General features: G+C 73.2%; 15 protein-coding genes. 6 read left to right on the forward strand and 9 right to left on the reverse strand.

Features of this window, described 5'->3' with window-relative positions; translation table 11 throughout:
- Window positions 1-8 precede the first annotated feature (8 nt).
- From OHV05_RS18665 to OHV05_RS18695, 7 genes are all read right to left on the reverse strand, one after another.
- Entirely contained in the window at window positions 9-878 is an 870-nt protein-coding gene (locus OHV05_RS18665; protein ID WP_405018694.1) for an SRPBCC domain-containing protein, read from the reverse strand.
- 70 nt (window positions 879-948) lie between these two features.
- Complete coding sequence (locus tag OHV05_RS18670) at window positions 949-2,613, reverse strand: spermidine synthase (protein WP_405018695.1); 1,665 nt, start codon at window positions 2,611-2,613, stop codon at window positions 949-951.
- A gap of 79 nt (window positions 2,614-2,692) precedes the next feature.
- Window positions 2,693-3,262, reverse strand: a complete 570-nt coding sequence (locus tag OHV05_RS18675; protein ID WP_405018696.1) for a DUF2617 family protein — start codon at window positions 3,260-3,262, stop codon at window positions 2,693-2,695.
- A gap of 340 nt (window positions 3,263-3,602) precedes the next feature.
- Window positions 3,603-4,763: a pyridoxal phosphate-dependent aminotransferase gene (locus tag OHV05_RS18680; RefSeq protein ID WP_405018697.1), complete on the reverse strand. Its 1,161-nt coding sequence runs from the start codon at window positions 4,761-4,763 to the stop codon at window positions 3,603-3,605.
- A gap of 125 nt (window positions 4,764-4,888) precedes the next feature.
- Window positions 4,889-5,434 (reverse strand): YbjN domain-containing protein, encoded by a 546-nt coding sequence (locus OHV05_RS18685; protein ID WP_405018698.1) that lies wholly within the window; start codon window positions 5,432-5,434, stop codon window positions 4,889-4,891.
- A 119-nt stretch (window positions 5,435-5,553) separates the two neighbouring features.
- Window positions 5,554-8,172, reverse strand: coding sequence for an ATP-dependent chaperone ClpB (gene clpB, locus OHV05_RS18690; protein WP_405018699.1), 2,619 nt, complete (start codon window positions 8,170-8,172; stop codon window positions 5,554-5,556).
- 78 nt (window positions 8,173-8,250) lie between these two features.
- Window positions 8,251-9,150: a LysR family transcriptional regulator gene (locus OHV05_RS18695; protein WP_405018700.1), complete on the reverse strand. Its 900-nt coding sequence runs from the start codon at window positions 9,148-9,150 to the stop codon at window positions 8,251-8,253.
- Window positions 9,151-9,220: 70 nt separating this feature from the next.
- Between OHV05_RS18695 and OHV05_RS18700 the strand changes: the two genes are divergently transcribed.
- From OHV05_RS18700 to OHV05_RS18720, 5 genes are all read left to right on the forward strand, one after another.
- Complete coding sequence (locus OHV05_RS18700; RefSeq protein WP_405018701.1) at window positions 9,221-10,324, forward strand: C4-dicarboxylate ABC transporter; 1,104 nt, start codon at window positions 9,221-9,223, stop codon at window positions 10,322-10,324.
- Window positions 10,325-10,740: 416 nt separating this feature from the next.
- A complete protein-coding gene (locus OHV05_RS18705; RefSeq protein WP_405018702.1) occupies window positions 10,741-11,712 on the forward strand; it encodes a LuxR family transcriptional regulator in 972 nt (323 codons plus the stop codon).
- Complete coding sequence (locus tag OHV05_RS18710) at window positions 11,705-12,664, forward strand: LuxR C-terminal-related transcriptional regulator (RefSeq protein WP_405018703.1); 960 nt, start codon at window positions 11,705-11,707, stop codon at window positions 12,662-12,664. The genes OHV05_RS18705 and OHV05_RS18710 overlap by 8 nt, the downstream gene beginning before the upstream one ends.
- Entirely contained in the window at window positions 12,657-13,604 is a 948-nt protein-coding gene (locus OHV05_RS18715; protein WP_405018704.1) for a LuxR C-terminal-related transcriptional regulator, read from the forward strand. Before OHV05_RS18710 ends, OHV05_RS18715 begins: the two co-directional genes overlap by 8 nt.
- The gene (locus OHV05_RS18720) at window positions 13,597-14,577 is read left to right on the forward strand and encodes a LuxR C-terminal-related transcriptional regulator (RefSeq protein WP_405018705.1); all 981 of its coding nucleotides are present in this window, start codon (window positions 13,597-13,599) and stop codon (window positions 14,575-14,577) included. The genes OHV05_RS18715 and OHV05_RS18720 overlap by 8 nt, the downstream gene beginning before the upstream one ends.
- On the opposite strand, the gene OHV05_RS18725 is transcribed toward OHV05_RS18720, so the two are convergent.
- Window positions 14,547-15,170, reverse strand: a complete 624-nt coding sequence (locus OHV05_RS18725) for a hypothetical protein (RefSeq protein WP_405018706.1) — start codon at window positions 15,168-15,170, stop codon at window positions 14,547-14,549. The genes OHV05_RS18720 and OHV05_RS18725 overlap by 31 nt on opposite strands.
- Before the next feature lie 337 nt (window positions 15,171-15,507).
- On the opposite strand from OHV05_RS18725, the gene OHV05_RS18730 reads away from it, so the two are divergent.
- Window positions 15,508-15,681: a hypothetical protein gene (locus OHV05_RS18730; RefSeq protein WP_403043885.1), complete on the forward strand. Its 174-nt coding sequence runs from the start codon at window positions 15,508-15,510 to the stop codon at window positions 15,679-15,681.
- A gap of 36 nt (window positions 15,682-15,717) precedes the next feature.
- Here the strand turns inward: OHV05_RS18730 and OHV05_RS18735 are convergent, their stop codons facing one another.
- Window positions 15,718-16,734, reverse strand: coding sequence for a hypothetical protein (locus OHV05_RS18735; protein WP_405018707.1), 1,017 nt, complete (start codon window positions 16,732-16,734; stop codon window positions 15,718-15,720).
- Window positions 16,735-16,857 lie beyond the last annotated feature (123 nt).

Below are 16,857 nucleotides of genomic sequence, written 5' to 3' on the forward strand. Positions count from 1 at the left end.
GGAGGGGTTCAGCGCTTTCGCAGGGCGCGGACCAGCACCACCGCGCCGCCGATCAGGGCCACTCCGCCGCCGATCATCCAGGGCAGCGCGGTGCGGTCCTGCTGGTGCAGCGGCTCCGGACCGCTCCAGCGGGTCGCGGCCCTGGCCCGGGCGCTGCGGGCGGGCAGCGCGGGCGCGTACCGGCCGCGCGGCGGCGCGTGGTCCACCTCCTCGGCCGACCGGCCGACGATGCTGCGCCGGACCGGCCCGGCGCCGCTGTCGCCGGTCAGGTACTCCAGGCCCGCGTCCTTGATCGGCAGCGGCTCGACCGGCAGCGGCTCGACCGGATCGGTCGGTTCGTCGGCGAACGCGATCAGGTCGGCCAGGTCGTCGTCCAGCTCGGTGGCGAAGCCCGCCGCGTGGTCCTCCAGGTAGAGCACGGTGGCGGCCTCCGGCTCGGCGCCGCTCACCTCGGCCGCCAGGTCGTTGGCGAACCGGTCCAGCAGCCGGCGGCCAGCCGTGCCCAGGGCGACCGCGTCGAACTCGGTCAGCCGCCCGGTGGCGGTCAGGTCGGCGGTGAACCGCAGTGCGCTGCTGCCGTCGTCCGCGCCGGGCTGCACCGAGATCCGCACGGTCGCGGTCACCTCGCCGCTGCCCCGGGACTCCTGGCCCTCGGCCAGGGCGGTCAGCACGCCCTCGCGGCCGTCGATCAGCGAGAGCACGCCCTTGTACGTGATGGTCGAGCCACCGATCCGCAGCCGCAGCCGCCCGGCCAGCTCGTTACCGGCGGCCTCGGCCTCGGTGCTCAGGCCCGGGACGCAGCGCACCAGCAGATCCCGGTCCCGCAGTGCCTGCAGGACGACGGTGGCCGGCAGCTGGACGACAACCTCATGCTCCATGCCTGCGAGCCTACCGACCCGGCCCCCGGACCGAGAGCATCCGGTCAGGTCGATCTGGGCCGGCGCCCGCTCAGTCCAGCAGCCCGCGCGGCTCCGGGACCCGCTCGGGCCGCTGGGCGGCGAGCCGGTCGGCGGTGCCGAGCAGCGTCTCGGTGGTGAGCGAGCGGGTCGGGGCGGTCAGCACCAGCTGCGGCGGCGTACGGGCCGCCAGCACGAAGGTCTCCGGACCGCCGGGCCCGGCGGGGCAGCTCCGCGGGCCGTCGGCGGCGGCGTACGGGACGGTGTGCAGGCCGACCGCGCGGACCGTGGCCTCGGTGGACCAGACGGTGTCGGTGCGCACCACCAGCCGCCCGCCGGGGGCCAGCGCCCGGGCGGCCAGCCCGTAGAACTCCCGGGAGTCGTAGGGGAGTCCGCGCAGGGTGGAGAGCACCACGTCGTACGAGCCCGCGCTGCGCAGCCAGTGCAGCGGCTCGGCGGTCACCAGCCGGACCCTGGCGTCCTCCAGCGAGTGCCGGCTGAGCGCCGAGAGGGCCGCGTCCCGGCGAACCAACTCCGGGACGGCGGAGTCGAGTTCGACCACCGTGACGTCCCGGACGGCGGCCCGCCCGAGCACCTCGCGGAGCGCCATGCCGTCCCCGCCGCCGAGCAGCAGCACCCGGCCGACCGGGCCGCTGCCGAGGGCGGGGTGCACCAGTGCCTCGTGCTCCCGGTACTCGTCGGGGCCGCAGAGCGCCAGCCGCCCGTTCAGGAACAGCTCCAGCGGGGCGACCCGCTGCGGGGGCACCCGGGGCGCGGGCTCGGCACCGGCGGTGGCCCGGTCGGTGTCGGGGGCCTCGGTGGCGGAGCCGGCCAGCACGATCTCCTGGTGCCTGCTCTGGATCGCCAGCCGGACCTGGGCGCCGTACAGCGCGTTCCGGGCGGCCCGTTCGATCACGCCGGTGAAGGCAGCGGCCACCGCGAGCACCACCAGGACCAGGCCGCAGCCGGCCCAGAGCAGCAGCCTGGTCCGCGGCGAGGGCTCGTCCCGGAACAGCCAGAGCACCACGGCGGCGCCGGCCACCGCGTTCACCGCGCCGGTCACCAGCGCCCCGGTGGTCTGGCCGAGCAGTGGCAGCAGCAGGAACGGGAAGGCCAGCCCGCCGATCAGCGCGCCGACGTAGTCGGCGGCGAACAGGTCGGCGGCGGCCCGGCCCGCGTCCTCCCGGCGGATCCGCTGGATCAGCGTCATCAGCAGCGGGATCTCGGCGCCGATCAGCACGCCGATCAGGAAGGTGGTGCCGACCACCCCGGCGGTCGTCACGCCGTACCGGTCCAGCCAGGCCCAGGCCGAGTAGAGCAGCAGCACGGAGAGTCCGCCGGTCAGCGCGAGCGCGCACTCGACCAGGGCGAAGGAGGTGGCGGGGCGGCGGGTGAGCCGCTTGGCCGCCAGCGAGCCGACGCCCATCGCGAACACCATCACCGAGAGCACGACCGAGGTCTGGGTCATCGGGTCGCCGATCAGGTGCCCGCCCAGGGCCACCAGCTCCAGCTCGTACACCAGACCGCAGGCCGCACAGACGAAGGCCGCCAGCAGGACCAGCAGCCGGGCCGGCCTGGCCCGGCCCCGGCCCGGCCACCGGCGGCCGGGGCCGCCCGCCGGGCCGCCGGCCCGGACCGCGCGGGCGCCGATCCCGGCCAGTCCGGCCGGGTCCTCGGTGCTCGGCTGGACGGGTCGGCCCGCCGGATGGTTGATCACGAACAAACGCTAGGCGAGGTGGGTGGCCGACCGCTGCACCCATTCGACGGACAGGGCCGTGCAGTGAATTGACGTTTCATCAACACGGGCTACCGCCACTCGGGTCCGGCTCGGACGGAGTTCCGAATACCGTCAGTGAGGATCGGGTGCAGACCAGCCGGCCCTCCTGGGGGTAGGCGTGCCAGGTCCGCCAGTTCACCCGGCGCTCGTCGCCGCTGGCGACCAGGGCGGTGAACGCGCTCGGGTCGCCCGGGAACACCCCGGCGAGTGCGCTCGGATGGCCCTCAACCAGCGCCAGCAGCTCCTGCGCGCGGGCGGCGAAGACGTGTGGCGGCAGCTCCTCGATCCGGGCCGCGAACTCGTACTCCCAGCCGCCGACCTGCTCGGCCACCCGGGCGGGCAGCGGGGTGCGGCGGCCCGGCAGGCAGGCCACCGTCTCCAGGCACTCGCCGGGGCCCGCCGCCAGGATCACCTGGTGGGAGGCGCCGAGCAGTCTCAGCTGGAGCGTCCCGCCGGAGAGCCGGTCGGTGCCGAGGCGGTCGAGTCTCAGGTCGCGCACCGCGAGTGCGGGCAGCGGATTGCCGCCCAGGCACCAGGCCAGGTCACCGGCCCGGGTGTCCGTGTAGGAGGTCTGCAGTGTGGTGAGCATGCTGGGCTCCGCGTTTCAGCTCCGTGCGCGCCCGCCGTCAGCATCCGGCCCGGCACGGTGGCGGGGCTGTTCGAGGCTGTGCGGTCCCTGGCGCGGCCGACCGTGGAAGGAAGGATTCCGGCTGGAGATTCAGCAGCAGAGAAGCACGAATTCTCCGGGTCCGTCAGGGATTTACCCAGCTTTGCCCGGCATTCACCGTTCCGGTGGCACTCTCCGTCTGGGTGTGATCATCCCGGTGCACGACTCTGTCCGGCGCGCGCCCCTGTCGCCGGGGTATGCGCCGTGTGCGACCGTCGTGCGCCGGGGTACGCCCACCGACCGTCGGGGGTGGCGCGTCCGGTCAGAGCCGCCGGAGCCGGGCCACCGCCTCGGCGAGCACGTCGTCGCGCTTGCAGAAGGCCCAGCGCACCTGGCTGCGGCCGGCCTCGGTGTCGTCGTAGAACACCACGTTCGGAATCGCCACCACCCCGCAGCGCTCCGGCAGCTTGCGGCAGAACTCCAGCCCGTCGGTCTCGCCGAGCGGGGTGATGTCGGTGGTGATGAAGTAGGTGCCCTGTGGCCGGAACACCTCGAAGCCGGCCGCCTCCAACCCCTCGGCCAGCAGGTCCCGCTTGCGCAGGTGGTCGGCCCGCAGGGTGTCGAAGTAGGCGTCGGGCAGCCGCAGCGCGTCGGCGACCGCGTACTGGAACGGCCCCGCGCTGACGAAGGTCAGGTACTGCTTGGCGGTCCGGACGGCGGCCACCAGCTCCGGCGCGCCGGTCACCCAGCCGACCTTCCAGCCGGTGAAGGAGAAGGTCTTGCCGGCCGAGGAGATGTTCACGGTGCGTTCGCGCATGCCCGGCAGGGCGGCGATCGGGTGGTGCGCACCGGCGAACACCAGGTGCTCGTACACCTCGTCGGTGATCACCAGCAGGTCGTGCGCACAGGCGAGTTCGGCGATGCCGCGGAGCTCGTCCGGGGTGAGCACGGTGCCGGTCGGGTTGTGCGGGGTGTTCACCAGCAGCAGCCGGGTGCGCGGGGTGATCAGGGCGCGCAGCTCGTCCAGGTCGGGCCGGAAGCCGGGGGCCCGCAGGGTGAGCGGCACCCGGGTGGCGCCGGCCATCGCGATGCAGGCGGCGTAGGAGTCGTAGAACGGCTCCAGCGCGATCACCTCGTCGCCGGGCTCCAGCAGGGCCAGCAGCGCGGCGGCGATCGCCTCGGTCGCCCCGGCGGTGACCAGCACCTCGGTGTCCGGGTCGTACGACAGCCCGTAGAACCGCTGCTGGTGCTCGGCCACCGCGGCCCGCAGCTCCGGGATGCCGGGGCCGGGCGGGTACTGGTTGCCCCGGCCGTCCAGCACCGCCCGGGCGGCCGCCTCGGCGATCTCGCGCGGGCCGTCGGTGTCCGGGAAGCCCTGGCCCAGGTTGATCGAACCGGTGGCGACGGCCAGTGCGGACATCTCCGCGAAGATCGTCGAACCCATCCCCGCCAGCCTGCGGTTCAGCAGCGGCCTCGTACCCATCCCGGCTCCTCAGTTGGTGGTCGAGGTCATCCTCTGCGGTGGGCCGGGCGGGGGCAAGCACTTCTCCGGACACGCGCGCAGGCCCGCCCCGGACGGGGCGGGCCTGCGGGTGGTGCTGCGGGGGATCAGCTCTCGTCGGTGGGGGCGGCGTCGCCCTCGCCGTTCTCGCTCTCGATCTCCTTCTGGAGGCCGAGGCGCTCGACGATCCACTGCTCGAAGCCGACCGCGGCCTGGGTCCAGTTGGCGGTGGTGGTGACGAAGTAGTCCAGGTTGACGCCGGTGCCGACGATCATCTGGGACTCACCGATGAGGCGGACCACGCCGTCCTCGTGGGTGTGCGTGTAGACCTTCGGCCAGAGGGTCTCGCGGTTCCACTCGTCGATCAGGTCGAGGATCTCGGCCTTGTCCTCGAGCGGGTAGGACCGGTCGTAGAAGGCGCGGACCGCGAAGAGCTCCTTCTGGTCGCCGCGGAACATGTAGTAGACGCGGAAGCCGTCCCACGGCGCGGTGAGGTCGCCCTCGTCGTCCACGACGTGCTTGAGCTGCATCTGGTCCAGCAACTGGGTGACCAGCGCCTGGTCCGGCACCACGATCGGCGGCGGGCCGGAGGGGCCCGGCTGGCCGCCCTGCGGGGCGCCGAACGAGGGGATGGACGACGGGTCGATGCTCATCAGGGGGTCCTCTTCTCAGTGCACAAGGGTGGCTGGCAATGAGGGGCCGCCCTTCCAGGCACCATCCTGCCTCATTCGCGGCCCGGGACACAGGGGGTACCCGGGCCGCGCGGGCGGGGTCAGCGCTTGGCCGGCGGAGCGGTCGGCTGCTCGGCCCGGACGGTCAGCCGGTCGGCGTCCTCGTCCCGCTCCACCAGCACCGTGTCACCGTCGCGGACCTGCCCGGACAGGATCGCCCGGGCCAGCTGGTCGCCGATCGCGGACTGCACCAGCCGGCGCAGCGGCCGGGCCCCGTAGGCCGGGTCGTAGCCGGTCAGCGCGAGCCAGTCGCGGGCCGCCGGGGTGACGTCCAGGGTGAGCCGCCGGTCCGCCAGCCGGCCGGCCAGCAGGCCGACCTGGAGGTCGACGATCCGGCTCAGCTCGGCGGTGCCCAGCGGCTCGAAGACCACGATGTCGTCCAGCCGGTTCAGGAACTCGGGCTTGAACGCCGACCGGACGGTGTCCAGCACCAGCTGCTTCTTCCGCTCCTCCGGGGTGGCCGGGTCGACCAGGTACTGCGAGCCCAGGTTGGAGGTGAGGATCAGGATCGCGTTCCGGAAGTCCACCGTACGGCCCTGACCGTCCGTCAGGCGGCCGTCGTCCAGCACCTGGAGCAGCACGTCGAAGACCTCGGGGTGGGCCTTCTCCACCTCGTCCAGCAGCACCACGCTGTACGGGCGGCGGCGGACCGCCTCGGTGAGCTGGCCGCCCTCCTCGTAGCCGACGTAACCGGGCGGGGCGCCGACCAGCCGGGAGACCGAGTGCTTCTCGCCGTACTCGCTCATGTCGATCCGGACCATCGCCCGCTCGTCGTCGAACAGGAAGTCGGCCAGCGCCTTGGCGAGTTCGGTCTTGCCGACGCCGGTCGGGCCGAGGAAGAGGAACGAACCGGTCGGCCGGTCCGGGTCGGCGATGCCGGAGCGGGTCCGCCGGACGGCGTCCGAGACCGCGGCCACCGCCTCCCGCTGGCCGATCAGCCGGCGGCCCAACTCGTCCTCCATCCGGAGCAGTTTGGCGCTCTCGCCCTCCAGCAGCCGGCCGGCCGGGATGCCCGTCCAGGAGGCCACCACGTCGGCCACGTCGTCCGGGCCGACCTCCTCCTTGACCATCGACTCGCTTGCGTCCTCGTCCTTGGCGTGCTGCTGGGCCTCGGCGAGCTGCTGCTCGGCGGCCGGCACCTCGGCGTACATCAGCTTGGAGGCGCGCTCGAAGTCGCCGTCCCGCTGGGCGCGTTCGAGGGCGCCGTGCAGGTCGTCCAGGCGCTCCTTGAGCTCGCCGACCCGGTTCAGGGACTTCTTCTCCTGCTCCCAGCGGGCGTTCAGCGCGCTCAGCTGCTCCTGCTTGTCGGCCAGGTCGCGGCGCAGCCGGTCCAGCCGGTCCACCGAGGCCGGGTCGGACTCCTTCTCCAGAGCCAGCTCCTCCATCCGCAGCCGGTCCACGGCGCGCTGGAGCTCGTCGATCTCGACCGGGGAGGAGTCGATCTCCATCCGGAGCCGGGAGGCCGCCTCGTCCACCAGGTCGATCGCCTTGTCGGGCAGGAAGCGGGCGGTGATGTAGCGGTTGGACAGGGTGGCGGCGGCGACCAGGGCGGCGTCCGCGATCTGCACCTTGTGGTGCGCCTCGTACCGGCCCTTGAGGCCGCGCAGGATGGCGATGGTGTCCTCGACGGTCGGCTCGCCGACCAGCACCTGCTGGAACCGGCGCTCCAGCGCCGGGTCCTTCTCGATCCGCTCGCGGTATTCGTCCAGCGTGGTGGCGCCGACCATCCGCAGCTCGCCGCGGGCCAGCATCGGCTTGAGCATGTTGCCCGCGTCCATCGCGGAGTCGCCGCCGGCGCCCGCGCCGACCATGGTGTGCAGCTCGTCGATGAAGGTGACCACCTGGCCGTCGCTGGACTTGATGTCGTTCAGCACGGCCTTCAGCCGCTCCTCGAACTCGCCCCGGTACTTCGCCCCGGCGACCATCGCGGAGAGGTCCAGCGAGACCAGCCGCTTGCCGCGCAGCGAGACCGGCACGTCGCCCGCCACGATCCGCTGGGCCAGGCCCTCCACCACGGCGGTCTTGCCGACGCCGGGCTCACCGATCAGCACCGGGTTGTTCTTGGTCCGGCGGGAGAGCACCTGGATCACCCGGCGGATCTCCTGGTCCCGGCCGATCACCGGGTCGAGCTTGCCGTCCCGGGCGGCCTGGGTGAGGTCGGTGCCGTACTTCTCCAGCGCCTTGTAGGTGCCCTCGGGGTCGGCCGAGGTGACCTTGGCGCTGCCCCGGACGTCCTTGAAGGCGGCCAGCAGCGCCTTGGCGGAGGCGCCGTGCTGCTGCAGCAGGTCGGCCACCTGCCCGCCCTCGGTGGCCAGACCGACCAGCAGGTGCTCGGTGGAGAGGTACTGGTCGTCCAGGTCATCGGCGCGCTTGCCGGCCTCGGTCAGCACGGCCATGGTGTCCCGGGCCAGCTGTGGGGCCGAGACGGTGGAGCCCTGCGCGCTGGGCAGGGTGCCGAGCTGCCGCCGGGCGGCGGCCAGCACGGCGGGGACGTCCGCGCCGACCGCTTCGAGCAGCGGGCGGGCGATCCCCTCGGGCTGCTCCAGCAGGGCCAGCAGGATGTGCACCGGCTTGACGTCCGGGTTGCCTGCGGCGCTGGCCTGTCGGATCGCGGCGGACAGGGCGTCCTGGGTCTTGCTGGTGAACTTGCTGGCGTCCACTGCGGGCGGCCTCCTCTATGACAGACGGACTGTGCGACAAGTTGAGTCTACCTCGCTCAACTTCGCCGGGTAAGGGATTCAGTGTTTCCGGGTCAGGCCGAGCAGCTCGCGGGCCGGGCCGGCCGGGCGGTGACCGGCCGGCCAGACCGCCCGCAGCGGCCGGGCCAGGTCCACCTCCACCGGGACCGCGACCAGGCGGCGGGTGGCCAGCTCCTCGGTGACGGCCAGCTCGCTCAGGCAGACCGGCCCGGCGCCGGTCATCGCGGCCGCCTTCAGCGCGGTCGAGGACGCCAGCTCCAGCCGGGGCGTGGTCGCCCCGCCGTACGGGGCCAAGGCCTGCTCCAGCACCTCCCGGGTGCCCGAGCCCGGCTCGCGCAGCACCAGCGGGGTGGCGGCCAGCTCGGCCCCGGTCAGCGGGGTGCGGCGGCGGGCCCACGGGTGGCTCGGGGCGACCACCACCACCAGCCGGTCGGCCGCCACCACCGCGCCGGCCAGCCCGGGCGGCGTGGTCGGGCCCTCCACGAAGCCGAGGTCCGCGTCGCCGGCCAGCACGTGCGAGGCGACGTCCGCCGAGTTCGCGGTCCGCAGGATCACCGAGGTGCCGGGGCTGGCCTGGTGCAGTGCCAGCAGCCAGCCCGGCATCAGGTACTCGGCCACGGTCAGGCTGGCCACCACGGTCAGCCGGGCGTCCCGGTGCCCGCGCAGCGCGTCGATCCCGGCGTCCAGTGCCTGCGCCGCCTCGACCACGTTGCGGGCCCACTCGACCACCACCCGGCCGGTCTCGGTCGGCCGCGAGCCGCGCGGCGAGCGCTCCAGCAGCGGCACCCCGATCTGCCGCTCCATGCCCTTGATCCGGGCGCTGGCGGCGGGCTGACTGACCCCCAGCTCGGCCGCCGCCCGGCCGACGCTGCCCAGTCTGGCCACCGCGAGCAGCAGTTCCAGGGCACCGAGCTCGGGGACACGCGGGGAGAGGGGCATAGGGTCAGGCTATGTGCTCATAGGGCACAGCGCGCTACCGGATGATCGTTCCGGGTCGCAAGGTGGAGGCATGGCCACCCTCACCGCTTCCCGCACCGCCGCATACGGCCTCGACCTGGGCCGACTGGGCCCCAACTGGTACGCCGCCGTGATGGGCACCGCGATCGTCGCCAACGCGGCGGCCGCCCTCCCGGTGCACGTCCCGGGGCTGATCGGCTTCGGCGAGGTCGTCTGGGTGCTCTCCTTCCTCGCCCTGGCGGCGTTGGTGGCCGGCCGCGCGGTGCACCTCACCCGGCACCGGGCCACCGCCCGCGAGCAGCTGCTCGACGAGCCCGCCACCGCCGTCTTCTACGGCTGTCCCCCGATGGCCCTGATCGCGGTCGGCTACGGCACCCTGGCCCTCGGCTCCCGGCTGATCGGCACCGGGCCCGCGGTCGCGATCGACCTGGTGCTGTGGACCGTCGGCACCGGTTACGCCGTTCTGGTGGCGGCCGGCATCCCGTACCTGATGATCACCCGGCACCGGGTCTCCGCCCTCCGGGCCAACCCCACCTGGCTGCTCCCGGTGGTCGCCCCGATGGTCGCCGCCGCGCTCGGCCCCGCCCTGATCCCGCACCTGCCCGCCGCGCTCGGCCCCGCGATGCTGTACGGCTGCTACGCGCTGTTCGGCGCCAGTCTGCTCGGCACCCTGCTGGTGCTGCCGGTGGTCTTCGCCGGGCTGGTGCACAGCAAGCTGCCCGCCCTGGTGCTGACCCCCTCGCTGTTCCTGGTGCTCGGCCCGCTCGGCCAGTCCACCACCGCCGTCAACCAGCTGGCCGACGCCGCGAAAACGGCGGCCCCCGCGCTGGCCGGGCCCGCGCTCGGCTTCGCGGTCCTGTACGGCGTCGCCGCCACCGGCTTCGCGGTGCTCTGGCTCGGGGTGGCGATCACCGCCAACCTGCGGGCGCTGCGGGCCGAGATGCCGTTCGCGATGACCTGGTGGGCCTTCACCTTCCCGGTCGGCACCATGGTCACCGGCACCGCCGGGCTGGCCAGGCACACCGGGTTCGACGGCTTCACCGGGCTGGCCGTCGCGCTCTACCTGCTGCTGGTCGCGGCCTGGGCGGTCGCCCTGGTCCGGACCCTGGCCGGGCTGCTGGACGGCCGGCTGCTCGGCCGGGTACGGGTCGCCTGACCGCCCGTCCGACACCGGGCGGGTCGGCTCCGGCTGCAGGTTCCTGCACTTGCGGGAACATGCAGTCGGACGCCCCTTGTTCACCGGCCGCCCCGCTGTGAGGGTGGAGGCACGCCCAGGTCGCCCGGGCAACCGCAGCTCGGGAACGGCGACTTGTTCCACTACGGGGGTGCACCGGTACGTACGCGTGCCGGTGCAGACGAAGTGGGGCCCCGATCGGATCGCCATGTGTGGTGATGGCCCCGGTCCGGAGTCGGCGAGGCGTTGCTGCTCCGCCTCACCGGAAGTGCTCTGACCGAGCGTGATGTCGACGGGTTCCCCGGGCCTTCGGGCTCGGGGGACGCGTCGGATCCTCCCTGGGAGATCATGGGCTGGACGACCCACGGGTGAGCGACGGCTAGGAGGTGCACCCGTACGTGGCCTCCACCGAGGAACTGCCCGACCAGACCGCCCGCGCGCTCTACCTGTCGATCCTGGCCGACGGCGGCCGGCTGCCGTTCGCCGCCCTCGACGACCTGGACGACACCGACCGCGCCGCCCTGGACCAGCTGGTCAGCTCGGGTCTGGTGCTGCCCAACGCCCTCGACCGGATCTACCTGGCGGTCAGCCCGCGCTCGGTCGGCGAACGGCTCTGCACCGAGCTGCGGTCGACCGCGACCAGGCTGCTGCTCCGCGCCGAGGAACTGCCCGACGAGCTGAGCGGGCTCACCCGGGCGTACGAGTCCGCCCCGCGGGTCGCGCTCGAACCCGACCGGCCCAGCTACCTCGACGGCCGGCAGCAGATCCGGCAGCGGATCGCCGAACTGCTCTCCGAGTGCCGGTTCGAGGTGCTCACCGCCCAGCCGGGCACCCGGCACCCCGAGACGCTGGCGGTGGCCCGCCCGCAGGACCTGGCGCTGCGTCGGCGCGGCATCCGGATGTGCACCGTCTACCAGCCCGGCGCGCTGGCCGAACCGCACACCGTCGACTACGCGGTCGCGCTGTCCGCGCAGGGCTCGGAGCTGCGGATCCTGGACGAGCCCTACCAGCGGATCCTGATCATCGACCGGGCGGTGGCCGTGGTGCCCGCCGCCCCGGACGGCCTCGGCCGGGCCGCCTTCATCTCCGACCCCACCGCGGTCGCCTTCCTGGTCGCCGTCTACCAGCGGGACTGGGACCGGGCCGAGACCGTCGACTGGTCCCGGCTGGGCGGCGCGTCGCAGCTTCCGGCCGCCGCCCACCGGGTCGGCCGGATGCTCGCCACCGGGCTGACCCAGCGCGCGGTCGCCGGCCGGCTCGGCCTGAGCGAGCGGACGGTGGCCGGACACATCGCCAGACTGCGCGAGCAGTACGGTGCGCAGACCCTGTTCCAGCTCGGCTGGCAGATGCGGGGAGGGCGCGGTGACTGAGCCGCGGCTGCCGGACGAGGCCGAACGCGAGCTGTACCTGGAGGTGCTGGCCCAGGGCGGCCGGATCACCCTGGCGATGGCCGCCGGGGTGGACCAGGACGCGCTGGCCGGGCTGCTGGCCGCCGGCCTGCTGGTCGGCAGCGCGCACGGGGCCGGCTACACCGCGGTCAACCCGCGCACCGTCGGCGCCAGGATCAGCGCCGAACTCCGCTCGACCGGCACCAGGTTGCTGGTCGAGGCCGAGGAACTGCCCACCCTGCTGGGTGAGTTGACGAAGGTGTACGAGAGCGCCCCGCGCCGCTCGGTCCGCTCCAGCGTGGTCCGGCACGTGCACGAGGCCGCCGACATCGTGCACCGGATGCGGGAGTTGGAGGGCGGGACCAGGGAGGAGATCCTGCTCGCCCAGCCCGGCGGCCCGCTGCCGCCCGCCCAGCTCGACCGGGCGGTGGCCAGGGCCCGGGACTTCGCGGGCCGCGGCGGCACCGTCCGGGCGCTCTACGAGCCCTCCGTCCGGACCGACCAGCCCACCGTCGGGTACGCCGCCGCGATCGGCGAACTCGGCATGGCGGTCCGGGTGCTGGGCGAGCCGTTCAAGCGGGTGATGATCTTCGACCGGTCGGTCGCGGTGGTCCCCGCGGCCGCCGACCACAGCAGTGCCGCGTTCGTCGAGGACCCGGCCGTGGTGGCCTTCCTGGTCGGTGGCTTCGAGCGGGACTGGGCCCGGGCCGAGCGGGTGAAGTGGAGCGACGCCGACACCTGCGCGGACGAGCGCCCGGTCGACGAGCAGATCGGCCGGCTGCTCGCGGCCGGCCTGACCCAGCGCACCATCGCCACCCGGCTCGGGCTGAGCGAGCGCACCGTCGCCGGGCACATCTCCCGGCTGCGCGAACTCCACGCGGCGGAGACCCTGTTCCAGCTCGGCTGGCTGCTCCGCGGCGGCCGCGGTGCCTGACCTGCCGCTGCCCGGTGAGGCCGAACGCGCGCTCTACGCCGAGGTGCTGGCGCAGGGCGGCCGGGTGCTGTTCCGGGACGTGGCGCACCGGGACGCGGGCACCGTGCTCCGGCTGCTGGAGCTCGGCTTGCTGGTCCACCACGCCGCCGACGCCACCCTCACCGCCGTCAACCCGCGCACCGTCGCCGAACGGCTGGCCGCCGACCTCCGCTCGGCCGGCACCCGGATGCTGGTCAGGGCAGACGAACTCCCGGCGCCGCTGGACGAGTTGGGCCGGGCCTACGATGCGGCGCCGCGCAAGGTCGAGCACTCCGGCGGGGTGCTGCACATCCAGGACATGGAGCAGATCAGGTCCCGGATGCTGCAGCTCGAAGCGGACTGCCAGGAGGAGTGCCTGGCCGCCCAGCCCGGCGGTGCCAAGCCCGCCGAGCACCTCAGCGAGGGGAGGGACCGGCTGCACCGCTTCCTGGACCGGGGCACCACCCTGCGGCTGCTCTACCAGCCGCCCGCCAGGGACCACGGCCCGACCGCCGAGTACGTCGCGGTGCTCAGCGAGTGGGGCGGGCGGGTGCGGGTGCTGGACGAGCCGTTCACCCGGATGCTGATCTTCGACCGGACCACGGCGGTCATCCCGGCGGCGGCCGACAACACCAGGGCCGCCGTGGTCGAGGACCCGGCCGTGGTGGCCTTCCTGGTCAGCGGTTTCGAGCGGGACTGGGAGCGGGCCGAGCGGGTGCACTGGGGGGCCGTCGGCGACGGCGCGCACGAGCAGGTCGGCCGGCTGCTCACCGAGGGGCTGACCCAGCGAAAGATCGCCAGCCGGCTCGGCCTCAGCGAGCGCACGGTGGCCGGGCACATCGCCCGGCTCCGCGAGGTGCACGACGCCGAGACGCTGTTCCAGCTGGGCTGGCAGATGCGGGGCGCCCGTGCTGGTGAGTGAGCCCGAGCGGGCGTTCTACGCCGAGGTGCTGGCCCAGGGCGGGCGGGTGCTGTTCCGCGACGTGGCCGACCAGGACACCGGGACGGTGCTGCGCCTGCTGGGGCTCGGCCTGCTGATCCACCACACCGGCGACGCCACGCTCACCGCGGTCAACCCGCGGACGATCGCCGAGCAGCGCGGTGCCGAACTCCGCACGGTCGGCACCCGGGCGCTCCGGCAGGCCGACGAAGTGCCGGACCTGCTGGCCGAGTTGACCCGGGCGTACGACGCGGTTCCACGCCGGATCGAGAGCACCAGCACGGTGCTGCACATCGAGGACATGGAGGAGATCCGGTCCAGGATCGTCCAGCTCGACGTGGACCGCCGGGACGAGCTGCTGGCCGCGCACCCCGGTGGGGCCAGGCCGATGGACCACGTGCGGGTGGGGATGGACCGGACCCGTCGGTTCGTCGAGGACGGCGGGGTCCTGCACATCCTCTACCAGGACGGCGCCCGGGCGGACGGCCCGACCGCCGAGTACGCGGCGGTGCTGAGCGACTGGGGTGCGCGGGTGCGGGTGCTGGACGAGCCGTTCACCCGGATGCTGATCTACGACCGGACGACGGCCGTCCTCCCGGCGGCCGCGGACAACGCCACCGCCGCCATCGTCGAGGACCCGGCCGTGGTGGCCTTCCTGGTCAGCGGTTTCGAACGGGACTGGGAACGCGCCGAGCGGGTGCCCTGGGGGGCCGACGGCGACGGTGTGCACGAGCAGGTCGGCAGCCTGCTCACCGAGGGGCTGACCCAGCGGAAGATCGCCAGCCGGCTCGGCCTGAGCGAGCGGACCGTGGCGGGCCACATCGCCCGACTGCGGGAGCGGTACGACGCCGAGACACTGTTCCAGCTGGGCTGGCAGATGCGGGGGGCGGAGGTGCCGGGGGGCCGAGCACTCCCGCCACCCGCTCAGCCGGTGGCGACGCCCGGGGCCCAGTAGCCGAAGCCGGAGAGCGGGGGCTCCTGGCGGGGGATGGGGAAGGCCTCGGTCGGCGCGGTCCAGAAGCCCTCGCGGAGCGAGAGGGCCATGCCGGCCCAGTCCAGCGCGGTCTCCACGGTGTGCCGCAGGGCGTCCTGGGACCAGGTGTCGTCGAAGACCAGCGGCAGGACGGGCGCGACCTGCTCGATGGTGGCGATCAGCGGGTTGTGGGTGATGGCCTCGTCGACCAGCAGCACCACCGGCTTGCGGAGCGAGGAGGCCCAGCCGAGCTCCAGGGCGACGCCGGCCGAGAGCGGCGCGCCGACGTAGGCGAACACCAGGTCGGCGGTCTGCAACGCGCGGAAGTCGGAGGGCACCCGGGGCTCCGGCGCGCGGCCGGCCACCGTCCAGGCGTCGCTGTGGTGCGCGCTGTAGACCGCGGCACCGCTCTTCAGCAGGGTGGATCGGAGGGTGGTCAGCCTGGTCCGGCTGGCCAGGGTGACGACGCTGTCGGCCGGTCCGGTCAGCCGCATGAGCGGCGCGGCCAGGAACACCCGAGCGCGCCGACCCTCGGGGGTCTGGGTGGCGCGATTGCGCAGGTAGGGCTCACTCATGTCGACTCCGGGGTCGCCGTTCGGGAAGGTGCACTCCGGGCGGCTGGTTGGTGGCTGCTGGGGGAGGATCAGTTCGGCGGTAAGGCCGGGTAATTTGAATGTGCACCGGCAAGTGTGGTGATCAAGCCGGGGCATCGGGAGCGAACTGATCGTCCATCGGTTGCTCTCTTCGCGTCCACTGCTCCGTGGTGTCATCTCACTGCATGGCAGGCAGATGACGCACCCGAGATGACCAGCCTCTGGTGACATGAAGGCGCATTCTGCGGCATCATGTGGGCGATTGTCTTATTCATTGGTACTTTCTGGATGCCGCAGGGCTTGGGGAGGTTGTAGTCGCATGTCAGGCTTCTACCGTTCGGTGCGCCGCATAGCGGTTTCGTTCGTTGTCGCCCTTGGGGTCTTCGCAGTTGGCGCGCAGGTCGCCGACAGCATTTCTTCGCATGAGCCTGCCAATAGCGTGGCTGTGCGGGTAACCAACGTGGTGACTCTCGAGGACAGCAACTGGACCTGAGCGGGGCGGAATCCGTGATCGGCCACGGGGGACCGATCACTCGAAACCGGGCGTCTCGACCTCTGGTTGTGTCGGGTTGGAGCGGGCCAGGACCCACCCGAGCTGGAACAGCGACTCGACGTGATAGTCCTCGCGCATCTCGGCGATGTGGCGCGCCAAGGTGCGCTCGCTGATTCCGAGACTGCGCGCGATCACGCGGTGGCTGGTTCCCTTCAGCATCAGGTCGATGATCGTCTGCCGGAGCCGGGAGACGACCTGCTGGGGCACCGCGCGGGCGCCGTCGAAGTCGATGGCGCGGCTCCAGTTGCGCTCGAAGACCTCGGCCACGATGTAGCTGATGATCGCCTGGTCATGCACGAAAGCGGCCAGGCTCAGGTCGTCGGCGACCGGGATGATCGCGGTCCGCCGGTCGATCACGAGAATGCGGGTGTACGGCTCGTCGAGCGTCCTGACCTGGGCTCCGGCCTGGGTGACGGCGGCGACGTAATCCCGCGTCGGGGCGTGGTACCGGGTGCTCGGGTGGTAGATCGTGCGGGCCGTCGCGCCCCGGCGCAGCAGCGCCAGGTCGCGGTCGATGCTGCTGGCGAGGGCCTCGGGCGGGCGGGGCCCGCCGGGCTGGGCGGCCAGGAACTCCTCCGAGCAGCTGTTGGTGAGCTGCTGGAGCCGCTGGTTGATCAGCACCTTGCCGCGGACGTACTCGATCGTGCCGCCGGCCTGCTCCGAGGGGTGGAACTCCTCGGTGAGGTCCTTCAGCGCGGCCGGCAGCGCCACCGCGCGGGTGAGCAGGTTGAGCGCCTGCTGCTGCCAGGCGGCCGCCAGCCCCTCCGCCAGTTGCTGCGGATCGACGGCGACGAGCACGTCGGGCCGGTCGGTGTCCGGGACCAGCAGGCCCATGTCCAGCAGCTCCTGCAGGGCCGGCTTCGCGTCCGCCGGAAGATCGCTCGGGGCCAGCTCCTCGTTGGACCGGACCACCGCCCGGTACAGCTCCCTGGCGTCCGCCGACAGGATGCTCAGCCCGCCCGTGGTGAGGCCGGGCTCAGCCGTCTCACTCATCTGCGGCTCCTCGGAGTTGGCTCAGCTGCTGCTGGTCGCGGACACATGGGGTACAGAGGGGATCTTAGGCTTCCGCCGCCTTCTCCGGTCTGCTACGGCGGAAGCGAACCATCGGTATCCGGC

Source organism: Kitasatospora sp. NBC_00070 (assembly GCF_045041205.1).
In the GTDB taxonomy this organism is placed as follows: Bacteria; Actinomycetota; Actinomycetes; order Streptomycetales; family Streptomycetaceae; genus Kitasatospora.